Here is an 18365-nt window from a genome sequence, read left to right as displayed (position 1 = left end):
CTGTTTTCTCGTACAGCGGGTCCAGCACTTACTTCTATTAACAGACTTTATTTTCCCTAAAATCTATTATTTTGAAAATGATACTTTTCTACAAAAAAAGAGTTTCTTAATTAAAGTAAGTGCTGGATAGAAGGCCTGTTGCACTATTCCCGCTCCTGAAGGGAATTATCCGAGCCCCTACTTTTCTTACTTACTCAGAGGGAAAACAAAACTTAATTAGACTTAATTGAGTTTCATTTATGTTCTAATAGGTGTTTATTCAAGTAGGGGCTCGACAGGCTCCTTTATCGAGCCTGACGCCAGAAACTCTTCAAAGATTTTTTTAAGTAGGCGGTCGGGCTTGATGAAGGGAATTATCCGACCACCATCTGTCTTGGGTTTTCCCATTGTAGCTGGTGGTCGGACACCTACTTTTTTACCTGCTCATAAGAATTGCAAAGCTTTATTAAGCTCAATTAGACTTTATTTATCTTCTTGAGATTGTTTGATTAAGTAGGGGGCTTGGTGATTTTTTCACATATTTATAAAAAAGGAAAGTTCTGGAGATATAATATAGCTAACTAAAATTTATGGATTGGATTCTAAGAATCTTTATCTTTTTTAGCTATGCTTTTTCTAAAATATACTCCTTTGCCAAGTTTAACTGAATAGGTGATTTTTTTGTCCTTTCTCACCTTATTCCATAAAGGAACAGTAAAATTAATAAATAAAATCTTAAAAGTTATAGACATGCCATATTTTGAAAAATTCAAATAAACACCAGGTAAAATCTTTTTTCTCTTATAAAATCTCAAACTCATACACTTCCTCGACAAAAAACTCAACTTTGCCTTATTATTTTTTCACAAACCATCAATAATTTCCACTATTAACAAAATGACTAAACCTTTTATATTGACAACTTTTGCTTTTTTTAATAGGATTTTACGCTACTTGGAGGGTAGGCATGTTTAGCGATTTATCTGACAAGCTCAACGATATTTTTAAAGTCATAAAATCCAAAGGCGTTATAACGGAAAACGACCTGAATAAAGCTTTAAAAGAGATAAAGTTTGCCCTGCTTGAGGCAGATGTAAACTACAAAGTCGTTAAAGAATTTATAAACGACATAAAAGAATCGCTAAAGGGTAAGGAGTTAGAAAAAAGCTTAACACCCGGTCAGATAATAGTTGAAGAGGTTCACAAAAAGCTCACAGAAATCTTAGGCGGTGAGGTCTCTCATCTAACAATTACAAAAAAGCCTTTTATTATAATGCTTGTGGGCTTGCAGGGAAGCGGAAAAACAACAACGGCGGCCAAGCTTGCCAAATTTTTACGCTCAAAAGGCAGACAGCCCCTGCTTGTTGCATGCGATATCTACAGACCTGCGGCAATTAAACAGCTTGAAGTATTAGGTAAGCAGATCAACATCCCTGTTTTTGCATTGGATAACAAAAAACCTGAGGATATAGCTTCAAAATCGATTGATTATGCTAAAGAAAACGGAAGAGATATAATCATCATCGATACGGCAGGAAGATTGCATATAGACGATGAGTTGATGGATGAGCTTATAAGGATTAAAGAAAAAGTCTCTCCCGATGAGATTCTCTTTGTTGCCGATGCAATGATCGGCCAGGAAGCCGTTAATGTGGCAAAGGTTTTTAACGAAAGGGTTGGTATAACGGGAAGCATATTTACAAAACTTGACGGTGATGCAAGGGGCGGTGCAGCCTTATCGATAATGAAGGTTGTTGGCAAACCGATAAAATTTGCAGGCATCGGAGAAAAGATAAGCGACTTTGAGCCGTTTTATCCTGACAGAATTGCATCAAGAATCCTCGGGATGGGCGATGTTTTAACGCTTATCGAAAAGGTAAGACAAACAGAGAGCGAAAAGGAGGCAAAGGAGCTTGCCAGAAAATTAAAAAAACAGCAATTTACCTTTGAGGATTTTCTTAATCAGCTTAAAAAGATTCAAAAAATGGGTTCAATTGCAAAACTGTTAAAAATGATTCCCGGTATGAATAAAATTAAAATCGATGATGAAGAGGCGTTTGAGAAAGAAATCAAGCATATAGAGGCTATTATTCTGTCAATGACAAAACAAGAAAGAGAAAATTACAAAATCCTCAACGCAAGCAGAAAACGCAGAATAGCCAAAGGCTCAGGCACGCGCGTAAGCGATGTAAATAGACTTATAAAACAGTTTATTGAGATGCAAAAAATGATGAAAAATATGAATAAATCAAAAGCCCTGAATCTTATGAAAAAATTTGGAATAAATGGATAGGGAGGAAGAATGGTTGCAATAAGACTAAGAAGAGGCGGAGCCAAGAAAAAACCCTTCTACAGAATCGTGGCTTTGGATTCTCGAAAAAAAAGAGACGGTGCGGTACTTGAGGTTTTAGGCTACTACGATCCAAAAACAGATCCAGCAACAATTAAAATAGATATGGATAAATACAACAGCTGGATCGAAAAAGGCGCTAAAGTTTCCGAAACCGTTAAAAATCTCATCAAAAAGGTAGGGTGATGGCCATGAAGGAGCTGATCAGCTGCATTGTTAACAGTTTGGTTGACAATCAGGATGCCGTAAAGATCAAAGAAATTGCCGGTGAAAAAACCACTGTTATCGAATTAAGCGTTGACAAGAGCGATTTAGGAAAACTCATCGGCAAGGAAGGTAAAACAATCAAGGCAATAAGAACTATTCTCAATGCAGCAAGTAAAAAAGCTGGAAAGAAGGCTGTTTTAGAAATAATCGAATAGATGGAAATTTTTGTTTTAAGTATATTCCCTGAAATGTTTGATTGTGTTTTTAATCAATCGATAATAAAAAGAGCACAGCAAAAAGGGATTGTGCAAATAGAAGCTATAAATATCAGAGATTTTGCTTTAGATAAACACAGAACAACGGATGATTATCCATACGGCGGTGGAGCAGGCATGGTGATGAAACCAGAACCAATCTACAGGGCAATGGATTATGTTAAGTCAAAAAACTCCAATACACACACCATACTGCTTACACCTGCCGGGAAAATTTTTAATCAACAAAAGGCAAAAGAGCTTGCAAAAAAAAGCTCTCTTGCTATAATCTGCGGGCGTTATGAAGGTTTTGATGAGAGGGTACGATACCTTGCCGATGAGGAGATATCTTTAGGAAGATTTGTTCTATCGGGTGGTGAAATTGCGGCAATGGCAATTGTGGATGCTGTTGTAAGGCTTCTTGAAGGGGTTTTGGGTAATCCTGACTCACTTAAAGAAGAAACCTTCGAGGATGGACTTGTGGAATATCCGCAATACACACGCCCAAGGGTGTTTAGAGGAATGAGTGTGCCCGATATACTTTTAAGCGGCAACCACAAAAAAATAAAAGAGTGGAGAATGCAGCAATCAAAGCTAAGAACTCTTAAGTTAACAGGAGAAGAAGATGGATAAACTCAGAGCATTTGAAGAGGATATGTTAAAATCACTAAACAGGGAGATTCCTGAAATCTGGCCTGGTGATACAGTTAAGGTTTACACAAAGGTCAAAGAGGGCAACAAAGAGAGAATTCAGATTTTTGCAGGTATTGTTATCAGAAGAAGGGGCGGAAGAGGACTCAACGGAACATTTACCGTAAGAAAGGAATCAAACGGCATTGGCGTTGAAAAGATTTTCCCTTACTATTCACCGGCTATTGAAAAGATCGAAGTCCTGCAGCGCGGAAGAGTCAGAAGGGCAAGACTATACTATCTACGCGAAAGAAGGGGTAAAGCTGCTAAGATCAGAAAGAAGGGATTCTAATACCATCGGCAGGCAGGCTGAAGGGCTTGCCGCCTCTTTTTTGCAAAAAAACGGCTATAAAATTCTTTTTCGCAACTACCGTTGCAGATACGGTGAGATAGATATAGTCGCCGAAAATAAAGATGTTGTTGTTATTGTTGAGGTAAAAAGCAGATCTACGGATGGGTTTGGTCACCCATCAAGTTTTGTAAACAAAAGCAAGCTATCAAAAATAGAAAAATGTGTAAAAGAACTTTTAATGAAAGAGCATTTAAGTGACAGAGACATTAGATTTGATGTGATTGCAATAAACAAAGATAATATCGAATGGATAAAAAATATCTTTTTGGAGGAATAAACAATGGATGTCAAATTTGTAAAACTTGTCAGCGGTGATACAGTTATAGGCACATACAACGAAATAAAAAATGTTTTGGAGGATGTTGCATTAATTCAGGTTGTGCCAGGCTCTGCGGGTATTCAAATAGCTATCTTGCCTTTTGGCTTTCCTTTTGAGGAAAAAATTGGCGGTGAAATCTCAATGGATAAGGTGCTTTTTGAGTATTCCAATGTGCCAGAGGATCTCAAGTCAAAATATTTTGAGGCAAAAAGCAATATAAAGATCAGCACCACAATGCCAACAGGCAGTTTGGGTGAAACTGCAAAACCCAAAGAGGATAAGGTTATAGACATAGAAAGCTTATTCAAAAAACCTTAATCATCAAAAATCAAAAGGGGCAGCCTGCTTGATGCGGGTATGTCACCCTCCTTTTCATCAACTATCGCAAAACCTTCACCTATAGCTACGGTGAAAAAGTTTTCTGTTTTTTGAGAACCTGTGAGTTTTGCATGAAATTGTCCATCTATATAGTCTAAAAACACACGATTCAGATAAAACTTACCCTTCCTTGAGTGCATATCCTCATCTGCTATACATTCAAGCAATAAAGTTTTATAATCCTTTCTACCTGCCATTTTTAAAACCAAAGGCTTTAAATACAAATATGCAACACTAAACAGTGCAGCTGGCCAGCCGGGTAGTCCAAAAAACACCTTTTTGTCAAAAACACCAAAAACAGCAGGTTTTCCTGGTTTCACCGTTGTTTTATCAAACAGTATATCAACACCAAGCTCATCTGCAGCCTCTTTTATAAAATCCCTGCTACCCTTGCTCACACCGCCTGTTGTAATAACAATATCAGCGCACTCAAAGCCTCTTAAAATTTTTTCTTTTATCAGCTCTTTATTATCAGTCACATGACCCAAGTATAAAACATCAGCATGCCATTTTTTTAACAGATTTGAAACAATAAAATAATTTGTATTGTAAACACTGTCATCCTGTTTATTTTCAAAAGGAAAAACCACCTCATCGCCTGTAGTAATCAAAGCAACGGTTGGTTTTGCAAAAACCTTTACCTTAAACAAACCCACATAGGCAATAAGACCAAGTTTTCTAACGCTGATCCTTTCACCTTTTTTAACAATAACATCACCCTTTTTTATCTCTACACCCTTAAATGTAAAATTCCTTCTTGCTTCCACATCCCTCAAAAGCTTTATAAAGCCATTATCTTTTTTTACTATCTCAACCTCAGCTACAGCAAAACAGTTATCAGGCAGCCTGTTGCCTGTGTTTATCCTTAAACAGCAACCATCTTTAAAATCATCAACACTTTGAACAATTTTATAGCCTTTATGGCTACCGCATAAGGCGTATCCATCCATTGCCGATCTATCAAACGACGGCACATCGATAGGGCTTTTTATATCCTCAAACGCCACTCGATCAGAAGCACTATCCAAAAAAATCTCCTCATATCTGTCGATAGAGCTAACATTTTTCTCTATCAACTCTAAAGCCTCTCTAACCTCAATCATCGCCTACACCTTTCCAAATGGACATACAGGATAAACGCAGACTTTACAGAAATGACACAGACCGCCAATGGCATAGCTGGCTATCTCTTTTTTAGTTATCTTGTCTTTTGCTATAAGGCGCGGCAGGAAAATATCTAAAGCGCTCGCTTTATAAAACAACGCTCCAGCAGGCACAACGCATACGGTTTTTTCTCCAAAATAACCGATCGATAGATTGTTTGCTGGCTGTATGGGATTGCCCTCTCTGATAAACTTAACACCTGCCCTTTTTAGTGCGTATTTTGTAACATCATCTGGGTCAACACTGGAGCCTCCGCTTATAAAAACAATCTCAGATTTTTTTACAACTTCAAAAAAAGCATCTTTAATCATAACAATATCATCTTTAACTATTCGATGCTCAACCACCTCAACGCCAAATTTTTTAAGCTTCTGTTGCATCTTTGGTTTAAACAGATCCTCAACAAGACCATCGTAAAGCTCATTACCTGTAGAAATCAATGCTGCTTTTTTTATTTTGTATTCCTCAACCCATATCAGGGGTTTTTCTGCAATTTTTATAGCCTTTTCCAGGATAGACTTTTTAGCAGCAAGTGGAATAATTCTAAAAGCTGCCACCTGCTGATTTTTACTTACAGGAAAATTATCATGAATCGTAGGAAAAGAGGTCTGTTCGATAAGGTTTAGCTTAATAATGCACTTTTTATTAAGCTTAAAAAGTCCATCTATAGAGCTTCTGAACGTAATCTTACCTTCCTGAGGTTTATCATCAAAAACTATATTTTTGCCTGCAAGATGCGGGGCAATCGAAATGGCAAAATCATCCTCATGAATTTCATTATCATCAAGTTCAATCTTGTAGATGTAGTTTTTGCCTATCTGTCTTAAAAGAGGTATATCGTTTTTAGTGATTACATGCCCTTTTTTGAATGCTACGCCTTTAAATCCTTCTTTGGGTGAAATTTTTGTAAAATCATGCGGAATTTTTTCTCCTATTGCTTTTTCTATGGGGATTTTTACTTTTTTCATAGAATCTGGCTTAAAAACTGCTTCAGCCTATCGCTTTTTGGATTGTTAAAGATCTCCTCCGGTGTACCCATCTCAACAATTTTTCCTGAATCCATGTAAACGATTCTGTCTGCTGCTTCCTTTGCAAAACCCATCTCATGGGTAACAACAACCATCGTTATACCTTCTCTTGCAAGCTGCTTCATAATATCAAGAATGCCGCCAACCATTTCAGGATCCAGGGCGCTTGTTGCCTCATCAAAAAGCATAATTTTGGGATTCATGGCAAGAGCCCTTGCTATGGCAACCCTCTGTTGCTGACCACCGGAAAGGTTTGTTGGATAGTCGTCTTTTTTATCTGCTATACCAACCTTTGTAAGAAAATCTATGGCAATTTTCTTTGCTTCCTCTTTTTTTCGCTTTCTTACAAGAATCTGGCCGATCATAACATTTTCAAGCACAGTAAGATGGGGAAAAACATTAAAATGCTGAAACACCATACCAATATCGGCTCTGATCTTTGTGAGGTTGGTTTTGGGGTCTGTAATATCGATACCTTCAACGATGATCTTACCCTCATCAACGGTTTCAAGCTGGTTTATGGTTCTTAAAAAGGTCGTCTTTCCACTTCCGCTTGCACCAATTATAACAACAACCTCACCTTTTTTGACATTTAAAGACACATCACGCAAAGCTTTAACGCCGTTTGGAAATGTCTTGTGTAGGTGTTCTGCAACGATTATATAGTCATTATTATTCATTGCCAGCCAATCTCCTTTCAAGATACCTATCAAGAAGAGACAATGTATAGGTTACGATAAAATAAAGTGCAGCAACACTAAACCAGATTTCAAAGGGACTGAAAGTAGAAGAAACAATCTCTCTACCTGCCTTTGTAAGCTCTGTTAATGAAATTACAGAAAGAAGCGATGAATCCTTTATCAAAGAAATAAACTGACCTGCTAAAGCTGGAAGCACTCTCTTGATAGCCTGAGGCATAATTATATATCGCATTATCTGAAAGTAATTCATACCCAAAGACAAAGCAGCCTCTGTTTGACCGCGTGGAATCGATTGAATACCTGCCCTGATAATCTCCGCTATATAGGCGCCTTCAAATACAGCCAAAGCAAATGCGCCGGCAAAAAATCTCGTCATATTAAAAATTGTACCTATAAAGAAATAAACAATAAATATCTGAACAAGCAGCGGTGTGCCCCTTATAAGCTCGATGTAAACTACAGATAGGTTTCTGAATAAAGGATTCTCAGAAATACGCATAAGACCTGTAAAAATTCCAATAATAAGTGCCATAATAATAGAGACAAACGAAACCTTCAAAGTCATATAAAGACCCATCAACAAAGGACCCGCTTTATAGGAAGAGTTAAAGCCTATCTCATCACCGCTACTTACGGCCTCCCCTACCTTAACCTCTACATGTTCAACCTTTAAAACTACATCCTTTGCCGATGAGCCCCTTTGGGAAATCTTTTTTATAACAACCTCATCACCTTTAATCGCTTTAACAATACCTCTAACAGGGGATGTTACAGCATCGTGACTTTTATAAACAAGATAGGAGGGCACAGCCCTCCAGTTCCATGAATAGTTGATCCTTAAACTTGCCTTATAGATAAAAAAACCTATTCCAATTATCACTCCTACAAAGGCAAGATGCCAAATAAAGTTATGCTTTTTTCTTCTCATTGTTTATTGAACCTTATTAATCCATGTATTTACATCAACAAACCATTTCTTATAAAGCTTATCGTATGCACCATCATGTTTGATCTGGCGCAAAAAGTTATTAAGCCAGTTTAAAAAGTCTGGATCACCTTTATTTATAGCCCAGCCAAGTGGCTCATATGTAAAAGGTTTATTCAAGAAAATCAATTTACCTTTGCCCTTTGTTGCATGGAAGATTGAGTTATAAGGCTGGTCATAAACAAACGCATCAGCCCTTCCCTGCATCACCTGCATAACTGCCTCTTCTTCTGTTTGAAATTCTTCAATTTTTGCTTTAGGAATATATTTTTTAGCTGCAAAATCACCTGTTGTGCCAAGCATAACGGTAACTGTAAATTTAGGGCTATTTAAATCCTTGTAGGATTTTACCTTTCCAGCCCATTTTTTATTCAAAAGAATAGTTTGACCAACAACAATGTATGGATCAGCAAAATTAACTTTTAGATTTCTTTTTTGCGTGATGGTCATTCCACTCATAATAATATCAAACTTACCCGTCATTAACGCAGGTATAATACCATCCCAATCGGTGTTTATTATCTGCAACTTTACGCCCATGGCTTTAGCCATCAGTTTTGCCATATCAACATCAAAACCAATAATCTTGCCTGTCTTACTTCTCATCTCAAACGGCATGTAACCAGCGTTTAAGCCAACCCTTAACACTCCCCTTTTTTCAATCTTGTAAAGCGTGGAGTTATGCCACAGATTGATATCTGCAGCTTTTGCAGAAAAACTACCAAAAATAAATACAGCAACTAACAAAGCAACCAATCGATAAAACCCTTTCATAGCAAACCTCCCTTTAATAATATTTGCCTTCATCCAATAACTCACTAATAACCATCTGTGTTCCACACTGGGGGCATTTGGGGATTTCTTCTTTTGGCATATATATAATCATAGTGTAACCGCATTTAGGACATTTAACCTCAACAGCCTCCACCTTTGTATCTTCTGTCATCTCAACACCCCCTATCGCCAAATAATAAAAAATTTTTTAATTATTGCAACTAAAAATTATCATTTCTATCATTTTTTACACAATATTGATTAAAATTACAACTATTTTTTAATTTAAAGGATGTTTAAAAAAAGGAAGGTAAAAAAAGAAGGCGCCCTAAGGCGCCTGAGATTATTCTTCAACCTTAATAGACTCTGTTGGGCAAGCCTCAGCTACCTCTTTAATCTCTTCTAAGGATGCACCCTCAGGATTAACAACCTTTGCCTTACCATCTTCCATCTGGAAAACCTCTGGAAGCTCATCAACACAAGCCTCGCAACCAATGCAGCTATCCTCTACCCATACCTTAGCCATCGAGTCACCTCCTAAAAATTCCTTTCGCTTTCAGGGCACTTTCTATTAAATTTAAAAGGTTATGTCAAGCAAATTCATCCCAGAAGCTCTTTTACTTTATCTTTAAGTTCTCCTAAATCGGGCGATTTGACAATATAGGCATCAGCCACATGTGTGTAGAAATCGTTTTTGTAATGAGAATAGGCTGTTGACATTATCACGGGCGTATTGGGTGATTTTTCCTTAATCTTACCCAACACATCCAAACCACTCATACCAGGCATGGCAATGTCTAAAATAACAAGATCCGGATTTTCCTTTTCAAATTTTTCTATAGCTTCTTCCCCATTGCTGCATGAAACAACATCATAGCCTTCATCTGAGAATTCCTCTTCGTATAGCAATCTGATTGCATCTTCATCATCCACAACCATGATTTTTTTCTTTTCTGCCATCACTACCTCCAGTATTGTTTTTTTGTGGTAATTTTATAACACACTCAAGCCCGTCTTTGACATTCTTAAAACTTAAACTCCCGTTGTAGATGTCAATAATACCCTTTACAATTGCAAGTCCAAGCCCTGTTCCGTATGATTTTGTGGTAAAAAACGGCTTCATCATATTTTTAAGCGTCTCTTCATCCACACCGCCACTATTATCTTTAATTTTTATGACTACAAATTCTCCTTCTTTTCTAACCGAAACATCTATTTTCACCGAGCCCTGCTTTTTTGCCTCGATAGAGTTTTTAAAAAGGTTTAAAAACACCTGTTCAAGCTGAGATTTGTCAGCCTCAATTACAGATGCATCCTTTCCAATAGAAACTGAAAATTTTACATCATTAGAAAAACTTGATGCCATCTCTATAGAATTATCGATTATATCAGCAATTTCAACCTCTCTAATATCTGCTCCATCGCCAATTTTTGAAAATTTATTGATGTCGAATGTAAACTCATAGAGTTTTTTTAGCTGCGACTCAATAATCTCATAATAACGCTGGGCTTTTTTATCCTCATCAACATAAGCCTTAAGCCTGCTAAACAAACCCATTATACCGATTAATGAATTTTTCATCTCATGAGCCATAATCATTGCGGTCTTTCCTATTTGATATAATTTTTGTTTTCTCTTGTCCTCATCATCCTTTGTGGCAAGCAAATTAGAAAGATTATCGATATTTTTTAACAAAAATAATCTACCTATCGCACAACCAAGTAAATCAAAATAAGCCTTTGAATTATCGTAATCGATTACTTTGTCAAATAAAACAAAACCCACCATCTCATTTAAAGAAAACAACGGCACATAAAACGCCTCATCATTAAGTTTCAACTGACTCCATAGCGATTTAAGTCTTGCGCTTTTAATCGAGCTTGATTTAATCGACTTAACCTTTTTGTCAACAACCAGTTTAGCTAAGGATCGCACAACATCATTGCAGGATGAACCAAAAGCCCTGAAATTTAGATTAAATTCCTTCTCAAACGCCTCTTCTATGTTAAAACTCTCATAATCGCCCTTGACAACTTCTTCTAAAATATCCCTGTTTAGTGCGGCTTTTGGGTCAAAGCACTGCTTTCTTTTGCTAAACTTAAAAAAATAAAGTTTATCGGCATCAAAAAAATCCAACAAAAAAGCAAAAGCCCTAAAATACAATGTTCTTAAATCGTCCTGCTTTATAACAAGTTTAGCAAACCTTTCAAGCCCAAAATCATTCTTCATAAATCTGCGTTCCTACACCATCCAAAGTAAATATCTCTTCAAGAAGCGAGTGAAATCTTTTGCCGTTTATTATATGAACCTTTTTAACACCCTTTTCTATTGCCTCTCTTGCAGAGAGTAGTTTTGGAATCATACCACCGCTGATTGTGCCGTTATTGATCAGACTATCAATATCACTGATCTTTATTGAAGAGATTAGGCGACCATTTTTATCGTAAACACCGTCTGTATCTGTTAGATATATCAATTTCTCTGCTTTCAAACCTATAGCAACAGCAGAAGCTACACTATCAGCGTTTATGTTAAACCTCCTGCCGCTATCATCAACACCAATAGGAGCAACAACGGGAATATAGCCATCTTCAGAAAGGTGAGTTAGTATCTCAGGATTTATCTCTTCTACATCACCCACAAGACCTAAATCTACATCCTCCAAAAGTTTCTTTTTTGCCTTAATAATATGGGCATCAACGCCGCTTATGCCCACAGCCCTTCCTCCACTTTTATTTATCTGTAAAACAATCTCTTTGTTTACTTTACCTGCCAGCACCATAACAACAACTTCCATTGTTTCTTCATCTGTTATTCGCAAACCTTTATAAAATTCACTCTTTATGTGTAATTTATTAAGAATATGAGCAATTTCTGGGCCTCCGCCATGCACAACAACAGGATGAATCCCGACATACTTTAAAAGAGAGACATCCTTTGAAAAACTCTCCCTTAGCTTTTCATCAATCATGGCTGAACCGCCATATTTAATGACCATTGTTTTTGAGTAAAACTTTTTTATAAAAGGCAAAACCTCTATAAGACAATCACCTTTGTCAAAAACCTTCCGCATTGTTCTTTTCAAGCTCCTGCAGTTTATTTAATTCAAGTTTACCAGATAACCCCAAAAAATCAAGATTTGACTTTTGATATGTAAGATGCTAATTTAGTTGACAAAACTACAATGGAGCAGTGAAATGGTGGTTAAGCAAAAAAGTATTGTCAGAGAAAGTCTCATCTACATGCTTCTTCTTGGCGTAGTTATAGGAATTCTTTTTCTTCCAGTGGCTGATATCGTTTTTCACCTGCCAAAAACAAAAATATACTCACTACCCTTCATATTAACTACAGTTAGCTCAGGTATATTTGTTGGCAGTATATCATTTTTGATAGTCAAGTTTGTTGTACTTAATAGACTAAAGGAGTTGGAGGAGAAAATAGAAGCCATAACTCAAAACATATTTAATTATCAGGTAGGTAAGATAGGCTCTGTTGATGAATGCACCAACTGCTACCTCAAAATCCCCTCAAGAGATATCTTGGGCAGCATAGCTACAAAATACAACGCACTCATAAGAATAATAAGAAACCAGTTTTATCAGCACGAACTTATAGAAAACTACTCTCAAAAAATAAGCAAAATCGTCACAAGAGATGACCTTAATAAAATTACAACAGAGTTTTTTATAGAAAAACTTTCACTTATCGGCTGCGAAATATACTCACTAACATATACAGGCGAGATTGATTTTGTTTTCTCAAAAGGTGTTCATTCAAACCTCTCAGAACAAAAAATATTATCGCTAAACGATATCTTAGACAAAAATCAAATAATCAGCATGAAAGATAAAGATGTGGAGTTGGTTGAGTTTGGCAGCTGTGCAATCAAACCAAAAGAGGTGTACTATTATCCAATAATCCATTCAAATTTCAGGTTATTGGTTGTATTTTACAGTCCATCCTTTATAACAAAAGAAAAAAGAACATTAATAGATCATATTCTCAATGAATATAAATTTGCATACGAAAGTGCTCAGATGTATGAAAAGATGCAAAAAATGGCTGCCTATGATGAACTAACAGGCATATACAACAGGCGCTTCGGTATGAAAAGGTTAATAGAGGAATACAAAAGAGCCTTGAGGACTGAAAGTTGCTTTTGCGTTTTAATGATTGATATAGACTTTTTCAAAAAGATAAACGACACCTACGGCCATCAGGCTGGCGATTACATCTTGGCATCTATCGGAAAAATTATTCAGTCAAATTTTAGAGCTGAAGATATTGTTATGAGATATGGCGGTGAGGAGTTTTTTTGCGTAATGAGCAACTCAAATATACAAAATGGCAAGAAAAAAGCCGAATTACTTAGAAAAAAAGTCCAAGAGACAACTTTTGTCTGGAAAAATACAAAAATCAATGTTACGATTTCTGTGGGTGTCTCTAACTACGACATCAAAAATTCTCCCAAAAAGGAGCTTGATGAGATTATTGCTTTAGCGGATCAAGCCCTTTATGCTGCAAAGAAAGGTGGCAGGAACAAAGTTATTGTAGCCAATGATTCATTCTGAAATATTTTATCTCTTCTTGATAATTGTTCTTGGTTATATCCTGGGGAATATAAAAATTAAGGGCTTTTCTTTAGATATATCGGCTGTTTTGATTGTTGCATTGATATTTGGTCATTTTGGCGTTGTTATACCATCTGAGTTTAAACTATTTGGTCTTGCTATTTTCATATACGCTGTGGGCTTGCAATCTGGACCTGGTTTTTTTGAGGCCTTAAAAGAGGAAGGCTTTAAGCTTAACATACTTGCTGCAGCTACACTTTGTGCAATATTCGGTATAATATTTGGAGTAGGTTATTTTTTAAAGCTTCCTGTCGATGTGGTCGATGGAATATTCACTGGAGCGATCTCTTCTGCTCCCTCACTTGCAAGTGCTTTAGAAAAGACAAACTCACCCAATCTTTCGATAGCCTTTGGCGTTGTTTATCCATTTGGTATCCTGGCTGTTGTCCTGTTTGTAAGGTTTCTGCCCTCATTACTCAAAATTGACATCAACAAAGAAATAGAGCAATACGAACTACATCAATATGAGCTTCATCCACAAATCCTAACCAAAAACTTCAAGATAACAAACGACAACTTCAAAAACCAGAAAATACATAAATCTCAGATCGAAAAACTCACATCAACGGTAATCGAACGCATAGAATCCCAATACCCCATAGACCCAACAAAGGAGGATGTGATCCTGCATCACGGTGATATTGTAAGGGTATCTGGAACACCCCAGCAGCTTGAGCATCTTAAGATCATTTTTGGTGAGGAGATTGAGGGAGATGTTACATTTCACGACGATATGAAGTCATACAAAATGCTTGTAACAAACAAGGATATTGTAGGTAAAAAGATTGGCGAGTTGAAAGAGTTAAAACTACTTGGTGCAGTTATAACAAAAATCAGACGCTCCGGCATCGACATCCCACCCTATCCTACACTTACACTTATGCTTGGCGATAAGCTTTACATTGTGGCACCGGAAAAATACAAAAAGAAGGTATCAAAGATTATAGGTAACGATCTGTTAAAATACCCTGCCGCTGATTTTTTACCTATATCGCTGGGTATAGTGCTTGGCATATTTATAGGTAGCATACCCATTGGTATTCCCGGTGTGGGAAACATCAAATTTAGTTTTGTGGGTGGTATTTTGATCACAGCTTTGGTTCTTGGTCGTCTTGGTAGAACAGGAAAGATCGTATGGCAATTATCTCCCCATTCAAACTCTTTGATGAAGGTGTTGGGTCAGCTTATCTTTCTTGCAACAATAGGCACAAACTCTGGCAAATTTTTAATAGAATCCCTAAAAAATCACGGCTACATCTCTATAATCATCGGCATTGCAGGAATCTTGATACCACTTTATCTTATTGCGTTGCTATCAAAAAAGCTTTTAAAATTGAACATCATAGAAATAATAGGCATGATCAGTGGTGCGATGACTTCAACCCCGTCTTTAGGTATGGCAAACAGCTTTATAGGCAAAGATTATGCATCAATCAGCTATGCAGCTGTATATCCATTTGCAATGGTTATCTCTATTATCCTTGCCCAGTTAGGTTTACAGCTATTTTAACCTTAAAGAAAACAGAAGCGACAGCAATGCAAATGCAGATGAAATTACAAATAAAGCATCGTAGGATAATTTGTCAGCTATCAACCCGCCAGCTGTGGGTAAAAAATAGGATAATGCATTAAAACTACCACGAATACTCACATAGGTTGGACGTTTCTGTTGTGGCGCTATTTTTAAAAGGTAGTTGGTATAACCTATAAATACGCCGTGAATATAGGCTCCCATTAAGAAAAATACCAGGATAAAGGATAGCGGTGTTTTAAAAAGAGCACTCAAAACAGGAACAGAAACGGCAAGCAAATTAACGCTGATAATGATAAATTTCGCGCCCTTTCTATCTGCAAAATAGCCCCAGAACAGATTTGATACTATACTACCAACCATCTGAGCCGATACAAAATAGCCAATCATTAGACTTTCAAAATGCAGTTTTTTTGTTGTATAAAGCACGATAAACGGCATACACAAAAAGATAGAATGACTCAAAAACTCACTTGTAATCAAAACCCTGAAATCTTTATGGTTTTTAAAAATCTCATAGGCCTTTGATAGAAACTCTTTAAAACTCTTATTCTTTTTCTGTTGAACCCTGCCCTCATCCATCAAACCCAGACTCAAAGATGTTAATCCAAATCCAACCATTGCAAAAACAAACAGCAGCTCATAGCCTTCAGGATATCCGTATTTTGCAAGCACAATCTTTACAATCCATCCGCTACCAACAGCTAAAATTCCACCAACAAACTGCCTAACAGCCCAGAACCGTCCAAGTAGATCAGCTGGGATGTTGTATGAGATAATATCGTAAAACGGTATTACTGCAACGCCTGCTGCAAATGAAAATATACTGATACAAACAATAAACAAAATCAGCTCAAGCAATGGATGATCAGGCAAAAACAGATACGAACCAACAGCAATTGCCACCCAGGAGAGAAACCTCACCCACAGTGCAGCAACCAGATAAGGCTTTTTTCTTTTTCCTTCAAGATAGAAAGCGCTTATGAGCTGAAAGAATACCGATCCACCTCTGGCAATGGCTGCTACAAAACCGATCACCATATCTGAGTTGAGCAGATATTTTAAAAAACTTGGTAAAACGGTCGTATAATCAACAAACGCATTTGATGCAAAATAGAAAACGCCGTGCAATACGCCTAAGATATAGTTTTTTCTTTTTCTATTCATCTTTTGATAGTGGATGGCTGTTATCGTAAACCTTAGCAAGCTGCTTTAAGTTTAGATGCGTATAGATCTGCGTTGCCTTTATGGTGTTATGACCCAAAAATTTCTGCAACAGTCTTAAATCCATGCCGCTGTTTAAAAGATGTGTAGCCCTGCTGTGCCTTAAGGTGTGCGGTGAGATATCCTTGGCAATAGTTTTGAGGGCATATTTTTTTACGATTTTTCTTAAGCTTCTGTCAGACAATCTCTTTCCATATCTATTTAAAAAAACAGGACCCTCTTGCCTGCCGTTAATGTAGGCTTTTAGATAGTCTGAAGCACGCTTTGATATGGGTATATACATCTCCTTTGCACCTTTGCGCCTGACTCTTATCTTAAGTTTATCAAAATCTATATCCTCAACATTTAAACCTAAAACCTCGCTTGCCCTCAAGGCAGAAGAATAGATCAGCTCAAGCAAAGCTCTATCTCTGAGATTTTTAATATTCTCAAGCAGTCCAACAATCTCATCAACCTCAAGAAAGGCAGGCAGGTATTTATCGTTTTTTGGTTTCTCTGTTAGTTTAACATAGTTTTTATCAACAACACCCCTGCTTTTTAAGAATTCAAAGAAAACACTCAAAGATGCAAGCTTTCTGTTTATCGTGGAAGCTGATTTCTCTGTGTCTAATAAATCGAATATAAATTGCCTGATACCTTCTTTATCAAAACTATAGCCCTTTTCTACAAACTCTTTTGCATCACTCAGATATGATTTTATCGTATATTTTGAGGTATAATGTTTTTTTAAAAATAGCTCAAATTCATCTACAATCACAATAGACATCAACAATTCTCTCAATCATATTGGTAGTTGAGCGTCCTTCTAAATAATCGATAAACTCAACCTTTCCCCCGTTTTCAATAACAAAATCAGCCCCTACTACCGTTTTACCCTTCCAATCTGCACCTTTAAACAGAATATCTGGAGTTGTGGTTTTTATCAATCTAATTGGTGTTGGCTCATCAAATATAGCTATGTAATCAATACTTTCAAGTGCTGCAAGCACAATCGCCCTGTCGTTTTGATTGTTTATAGGTCTGTTTGGACCTTTTATCTGCTTTATGGAGCTATCTGAGTTTAAACCCACAATCAGCACATCAACAAGTTGCCTGGCTTTTGCAAGGTAAAGCACATGCCCTGCATGCAAAATATCAAAGCAGCCGTTTGTAAAACCTATTCTTCTGCCAGCGTTTTTTAATCTATCAACGATACTTTTAAGCTCCTCAGTAGATTTAATCTTATTCAGCAAGGTTATCCTCCACTATCTCGCATAACAGATGAATCAAAAATCCATGCACCTCCTGAATCCTTGGTGTTGAATGAGAATTTACCACAAAAGAGTAGTCACATACCGATTTGATTTTTCCCCCGTCTTTTCCCAAAAGACCGATTGTGGTTGCCTTTTTTTGCTTAGATAAAGCAAGCGCCCTAAAGACATTTTCTGAGTTGCCTGATGTGCTTATACCGATCACAACATCACCCTCTTTTACTAAAGCCTCTACTTGTTTTGCAAATACATCATCAAAGCTATAATCGTTGGCAATACTTGTCAAAACAGAACTATCCGTTGTCAGGGCAACTGCCGGATATGGTTTTCTTTCCTTTAAAAACCTGTTTATCAGTTCAGCTGCAAAGTGCTGGGCATCTGCAGCAGAGCCACCGTTACCACAGACATAAACAACCCTACCATTGCTTATTGCATTGCTGATAAGGCTGGCAATTTTATCTACATAATCAAAATCCACAGACCTTATAAGCCCAACTAACTCCTCTGTAGCTTGCAAAAAATCCTCTTTTTTCATAACATACCCTCC

Annotated in this window: 24 protein-coding genes; 9 read left to right on the top strand and 15 right to left on the bottom strand. The window is 37.0% G+C overall.

All coding sequences use genetic code 11. The features are described from left to right. Positions 1 to 581: 581 nt before the first annotated feature. Complete coding sequence (locus tag EK17_RS07670; RefSeq protein WP_035589326.1) at positions 582 to 800, bottom strand: DUF4236 domain-containing protein; 219 nt, start codon at positions 798 to 800, stop codon at positions 582 to 584. A 146-nt stretch (positions 801 to 946) separates the two neighbouring features. Here EK17_RS07670 and ffh point away from each other — a divergent pair, with 146 nt between their 5' ends. The 7 genes from ffh to EK17_RS07635 are packed head-to-tail and all read left to right on the top strand — an operon-like array spanning position 947 to position 4469. Further along, a complete protein-coding gene (gene ffh, locus EK17_RS07665; protein ID WP_035589324.1) occupies positions 947 to 2272 on the top strand; it encodes a signal recognition particle protein in 1326 nt (441 codons plus the stop codon). A gap of 9 nt (positions 2273 to 2281) precedes the next feature. Further along, entirely contained in the window at positions 2282 to 2515 is a 234-nt protein-coding gene (gene rpsP / locus EK17_RS07660) for a 30S ribosomal protein S16 (protein WP_035589321.1), read from the top strand. A 5-nt stretch (positions 2516 to 2520) separates the two neighbouring features. Next, entirely contained in the window at positions 2521 to 2751 is a 231-nt protein-coding gene (locus tag EK17_RS07655; RefSeq protein WP_035589376.1) for a KH domain-containing protein, read from the top strand. Continuing rightward, entirely contained in the window at positions 2752 to 3423 is a 672-nt protein-coding gene (gene trmD, locus EK17_RS07650) for a tRNA (guanosine(37)-N1)-methyltransferase TrmD (RefSeq protein ID WP_084675123.1), read from the top strand. Beyond that, positions 3416 to 3772, top strand: coding sequence for a 50S ribosomal protein L19 (gene rplS / locus EK17_RS07645; protein WP_035589319.1), 357 nt, complete (start codon positions 3416 to 3418; stop codon positions 3770 to 3772). The genes trmD and rplS overlap by 8 nt, the downstream gene beginning before the upstream one ends. Beyond that, the gene (locus EK17_RS07640; RefSeq protein ID WP_198018176.1) at positions 3666 to 4109 is read left to right on the top strand and encodes a YraN family protein; all 444 of its coding nucleotides are present in this window, start codon (positions 3666 to 3668) and stop codon (positions 4107 to 4109) included. Before rplS ends, EK17_RS07640 begins: the two co-directional genes overlap by 107 nt. 3 nt (positions 4110 to 4112) lie before the next feature. Further along, the gene (locus EK17_RS07635; RefSeq protein WP_035589317.1) at positions 4113 to 4469 is read left to right on the top strand and encodes a hypothetical protein; all 357 of its coding nucleotides are present in this window, start codon (positions 4113 to 4115) and stop codon (positions 4467 to 4469) included. On the opposite strand, the gene EK17_RS07630 is transcribed toward EK17_RS07635, so the two are convergent. The 10 genes from EK17_RS07630 to argB all read right to left on the bottom strand — a co-directional run bounded on the left by EK17_RS07630 (position 4466) and on the right by argB (position 12255). Beyond that, on the bottom strand, positions 4466 to 5632 hold the full coding sequence (locus EK17_RS07630; protein ID WP_035589315.1) for a molybdopterin molybdotransferase MoeA: 1167 nt from the start codon (positions 5630 to 5632) through the stop codon (positions 4466 to 4468). The two genes, EK17_RS07635 and EK17_RS07630, sit on opposite strands and share 4 nt — an antisense overlap. A gap of 3 nt (positions 5633 to 5635) precedes the next feature. Continuing rightward, entirely contained in the window at positions 5636 to 6661 is a 1026-nt protein-coding gene (locus tag EK17_RS07625) for a molybdopterin-binding protein (protein WP_035589312.1), read from the bottom strand. Next, positions 6658 to 7401: an amino acid ABC transporter ATP-binding protein gene (locus EK17_RS07620; protein ID WP_269557966.1), complete on the bottom strand. Its 744-nt coding sequence runs from the start codon at positions 7399 to 7401 to the stop codon at positions 6658 to 6660. Before EK17_RS07620 ends, EK17_RS07625 begins: the two co-directional genes overlap by 4 nt. Next, positions 7394 to 8350 carry an amino acid ABC transporter permease gene (locus EK17_RS07615; protein ID WP_035589310.1) on the bottom strand — a complete coding sequence of 319 codons (957 nt, stop codon included), beginning with the start codon at positions 8348 to 8350 and terminating at the stop codon, positions 7394 to 7396. The genes EK17_RS07620 and EK17_RS07615 overlap by 8 nt, the downstream gene beginning before the upstream one ends. Before the next feature lie 3 nt (positions 8351 to 8353). Continuing rightward, positions 8354 to 9181, bottom strand: a complete 828-nt coding sequence (locus tag EK17_RS07610; RefSeq protein WP_035589307.1) for a transporter substrate-binding domain-containing protein — start codon at positions 9179 to 9181, stop codon at positions 8354 to 8356. 13 nt (positions 9182 to 9194) lie between these two features. Continuing rightward, positions 9195 to 9353 carry a hypothetical protein gene (locus EK17_RS09445; RefSeq protein ID WP_198018175.1) on the bottom strand — a complete coding sequence of 53 codons (159 nt, stop codon included), beginning with the start codon at positions 9351 to 9353 and terminating at the stop codon, positions 9195 to 9197. Positions 9354 to 9524: 171 nt separating this feature from the next. Then, complete coding sequence (locus EK17_RS07605) at positions 9525 to 9707, bottom strand: ferredoxin (RefSeq protein WP_035589305.1); 183 nt, start codon at positions 9705 to 9707, stop codon at positions 9525 to 9527. Between the two features lie 74 nt (positions 9708 to 9781). After that, entirely contained in the window at positions 9782 to 10141 is a 360-nt protein-coding gene (locus tag EK17_RS07600) for a response regulator (RefSeq protein ID WP_035589302.1), read from the bottom strand. Beyond that, positions 10107 to 11411, bottom strand: coding sequence for a sensor histidine kinase (locus EK17_RS07595; RefSeq protein ID WP_035589300.1), 1305 nt, complete (start codon positions 11409 to 11411; stop codon positions 10107 to 10109). Before EK17_RS07595 ends, EK17_RS07600 begins: the two co-directional genes overlap by 35 nt. Next, complete coding sequence (argB, locus tag EK17_RS07590) at positions 11401 to 12255, bottom strand: acetylglutamate kinase (protein WP_035589297.1); 855 nt, start codon at positions 12253 to 12255, stop codon at positions 11401 to 11403. The genes EK17_RS07595 and argB overlap by 11 nt, the downstream gene beginning before the upstream one ends. 124 nt (positions 12256 to 12379) lie before the next feature. Here argB and EK17_RS09130 point away from each other — a divergent pair, with 124 nt between their 5' ends. Together EK17_RS09130 and EK17_RS07580 are read left to right on the top strand one after the other, a co-directional pair. After that, positions 12380 to 13753 carry a GGDEF domain-containing protein gene (locus tag EK17_RS09130; protein ID WP_051904515.1) on the top strand — a complete coding sequence of 458 codons (1374 nt, stop codon included), beginning with the start codon at positions 12380 to 12382 and terminating at the stop codon, positions 13751 to 13753. Continuing rightward, the gene (locus tag EK17_RS07580; protein ID WP_035589294.1) at positions 13740 to 15323 is read left to right on the top strand and encodes an aspartate:alanine exchanger family transporter; all 1584 of its coding nucleotides are present in this window, start codon (positions 13740 to 13742) and stop codon (positions 15321 to 15323) included. Before EK17_RS09130 ends, EK17_RS07580 begins: the two co-directional genes overlap by 14 nt. Here the strand turns inward: EK17_RS07580 and EK17_RS07575 are convergent. From EK17_RS07575 to EK17_RS07560, 4 genes are read right to left on the bottom strand one after another with little or no spacing between them, the layout of a single operon-like run. Then, on the bottom strand, positions 15315 to 16511 hold the full coding sequence (locus EK17_RS07575) for an MFS transporter (RefSeq protein ID WP_035589291.1): 1197 nt from the start codon (positions 16509 to 16511) through the stop codon (positions 15315 to 15317). The genes EK17_RS07580 and EK17_RS07575 overlap by 9 nt on opposite strands. Continuing rightward, a complete protein-coding gene (locus EK17_RS07570; protein ID WP_035589288.1) occupies positions 16504 to 17334 on the bottom strand; it encodes a tyrosine-type recombinase/integrase in 831 nt (276 codons plus the stop codon). The genes EK17_RS07575 and EK17_RS07570 overlap by 8 nt, the downstream gene beginning before the upstream one ends. Continuing rightward, complete coding sequence (gene rfaE2 / locus EK17_RS07565) at positions 17312 to 17800, bottom strand: D-glycero-beta-D-manno-heptose 1-phosphate adenylyltransferase (protein ID WP_035589285.1); 489 nt, start codon at positions 17798 to 17800, stop codon at positions 17312 to 17314. The genes EK17_RS07570 and rfaE2 overlap by 23 nt, the downstream gene beginning before the upstream one ends. Further along, on the bottom strand, positions 17790 to 18353 hold the full coding sequence (locus tag EK17_RS07560) for a D-sedoheptulose-7-phosphate isomerase (protein WP_035589282.1): 564 nt from the start codon (positions 18351 to 18353) through the stop codon (positions 17790 to 17792). Before EK17_RS07560 ends, rfaE2 begins: the two co-directional genes overlap by 11 nt. Between the last annotated feature and the right edge of the window lie 12 nt (positions 18354 to 18365).

This window comes from Hippea jasoniae, from assembly GCF_000744435.1.
Taxonomy (GTDB): Bacteria; Campylobacterota_A; Desulfurellia; order Desulfurellales; family Hippeaceae; genus Hippea; species Hippea jasoniae.
Note: the sequence above shows the minus strand (reverse complement) of the source record. Positions and strands in the feature narration are given on the sequence as shown.

Excerpts from the sequence above, each read along its gene's own strand:
- EK17_RS07610 (WP_035589307.1), bottom strand. The coding sequence starts at position 9,181 with ATGAAAGGGTTTTATCGATTGGTTGCTTTGTTAGTTGCTGTATTTATT.
- EK17_RS07605 (WP_035589305.1), bottom strand. The coding sequence starts at position 9,707 with ATGGCTAAGGTATGGGTAGAGGATAGCTGCATTGGTTGCGAGGCTTGT.
- rplS (WP_035589319.1), top strand. The coding sequence starts at position 3,416 with ATGGATAAACTCAGAGCATTTGAAGAGGATATGTTAAAATCACTAAAC.
- EK17_RS07575 (WP_035589291.1), bottom strand. The coding sequence starts at position 16,511 with ATGAATAGAAAAAGAAAAAACTATATCTTAGGCGTATTGCACGGCGTT.
- ffh (WP_035589324.1), top strand. The coding sequence starts at position 947 with ATGTTTAGCGATTTATCTGACAAGCTCAACGATATTTTTAAAGTCATA.
- EK17_RS07615 (WP_035589310.1), bottom strand. The coding sequence starts at position 8,350 with ATGAGAAGAAAAAAGCATAACTTTATTTGGCATCTTGCCTTTGTAGGA.
- EK17_RS07570 (WP_035589288.1), bottom strand. The coding sequence starts at position 17,334 with ATGTCTATTGTGATTGTAGATGAATTTGAGCTATTTTTAAAAAAACAT.
- EK17_RS07625 (WP_035589312.1), bottom strand. The coding sequence starts at position 6,661 with ATGAAAAAAGTAAAAATCCCCATAGAAAAAGCAATAGGAGAAAAAATT.
- rpsP (WP_035589321.1), top strand. The coding sequence starts at position 2,282 with ATGGTTGCAATAAGACTAAGAAGAGGCGGAGCCAAGAAAAAACCCTTC.
- EK17_RS07635 (WP_035589317.1), top strand. The coding sequence starts at position 4,113 with ATGGATGTCAAATTTGTAAAACTTGTCAGCGGTGATACAGTTATAGGC.
- EK17_RS07560 (WP_035589282.1), bottom strand. The coding sequence starts at position 18,353 with ATGAAAAAAGAGGATTTTTTGCAAGCTACAGAGGAGTTAGTTGGGCTT.
- trmD (WP_084675123.1), top strand. The coding sequence starts at position 2,752 with ATGGAAATTTTTGTTTTAAGTATATTCCCTGAAATGTTTGATTGTGTT.
- EK17_RS07620 (WP_269557966.1), bottom strand. The coding sequence starts at position 7,401 with ATGAATAATAATGACTATATAATCGTTGCAGAACACCTACACAAGACA.
- argB (WP_035589297.1), bottom strand. The coding sequence starts at position 12,255 with ATGCGGAAGGTTTTTGACAAAGGTGATTGTCTTATAGAGGTTTTGCCT.
- EK17_RS07630 (WP_035589315.1), bottom strand. The coding sequence starts at position 5,632 with ATGATTGAGGTTAGAGAGGCTTTAGAGTTGATAGAGAAAAATGTTAGC.
- EK17_RS07600 (WP_035589302.1), bottom strand. The coding sequence starts at position 10,141 with ATGGCAGAAAAGAAAAAAATCATGGTTGTGGATGATGAAGATGCAATC.
- EK17_RS07670 (WP_035589326.1), bottom strand. The coding sequence starts at position 800 with ATGAGTTTGAGATTTTATAAGAGAAAAAAGATTTTACCTGGTGTTTAT.
- EK17_RS09445 (WP_198018175.1), bottom strand. The coding sequence starts at position 9,353 with ATGACAGAAGATACAAAGGTGGAGGCTGTTGAGGTTAAATGTCCTAAA.
- EK17_RS09130 (WP_051904515.1), top strand. The coding sequence starts at position 12,380 with ATGGTGGTTAAGCAAAAAAGTATTGTCAGAGAAAGTCTCATCTACATG.
- EK17_RS07595 (WP_035589300.1), bottom strand. The coding sequence starts at position 11,411 with ATGAAGAATGATTTTGGGCTTGAAAGGTTTGCTAAACTTGTTATAAAG.
- EK17_RS07655 (WP_035589376.1), top strand. The coding sequence starts at position 2,521 with ATGAAGGAGCTGATCAGCTGCATTGTTAACAGTTTGGTTGACAATCAG.
- EK17_RS07580 (WP_035589294.1), top strand. The coding sequence starts at position 13,740 with ATGATTCATTCTGAAATATTTTATCTCTTCTTGATAATTGTTCTTGGT.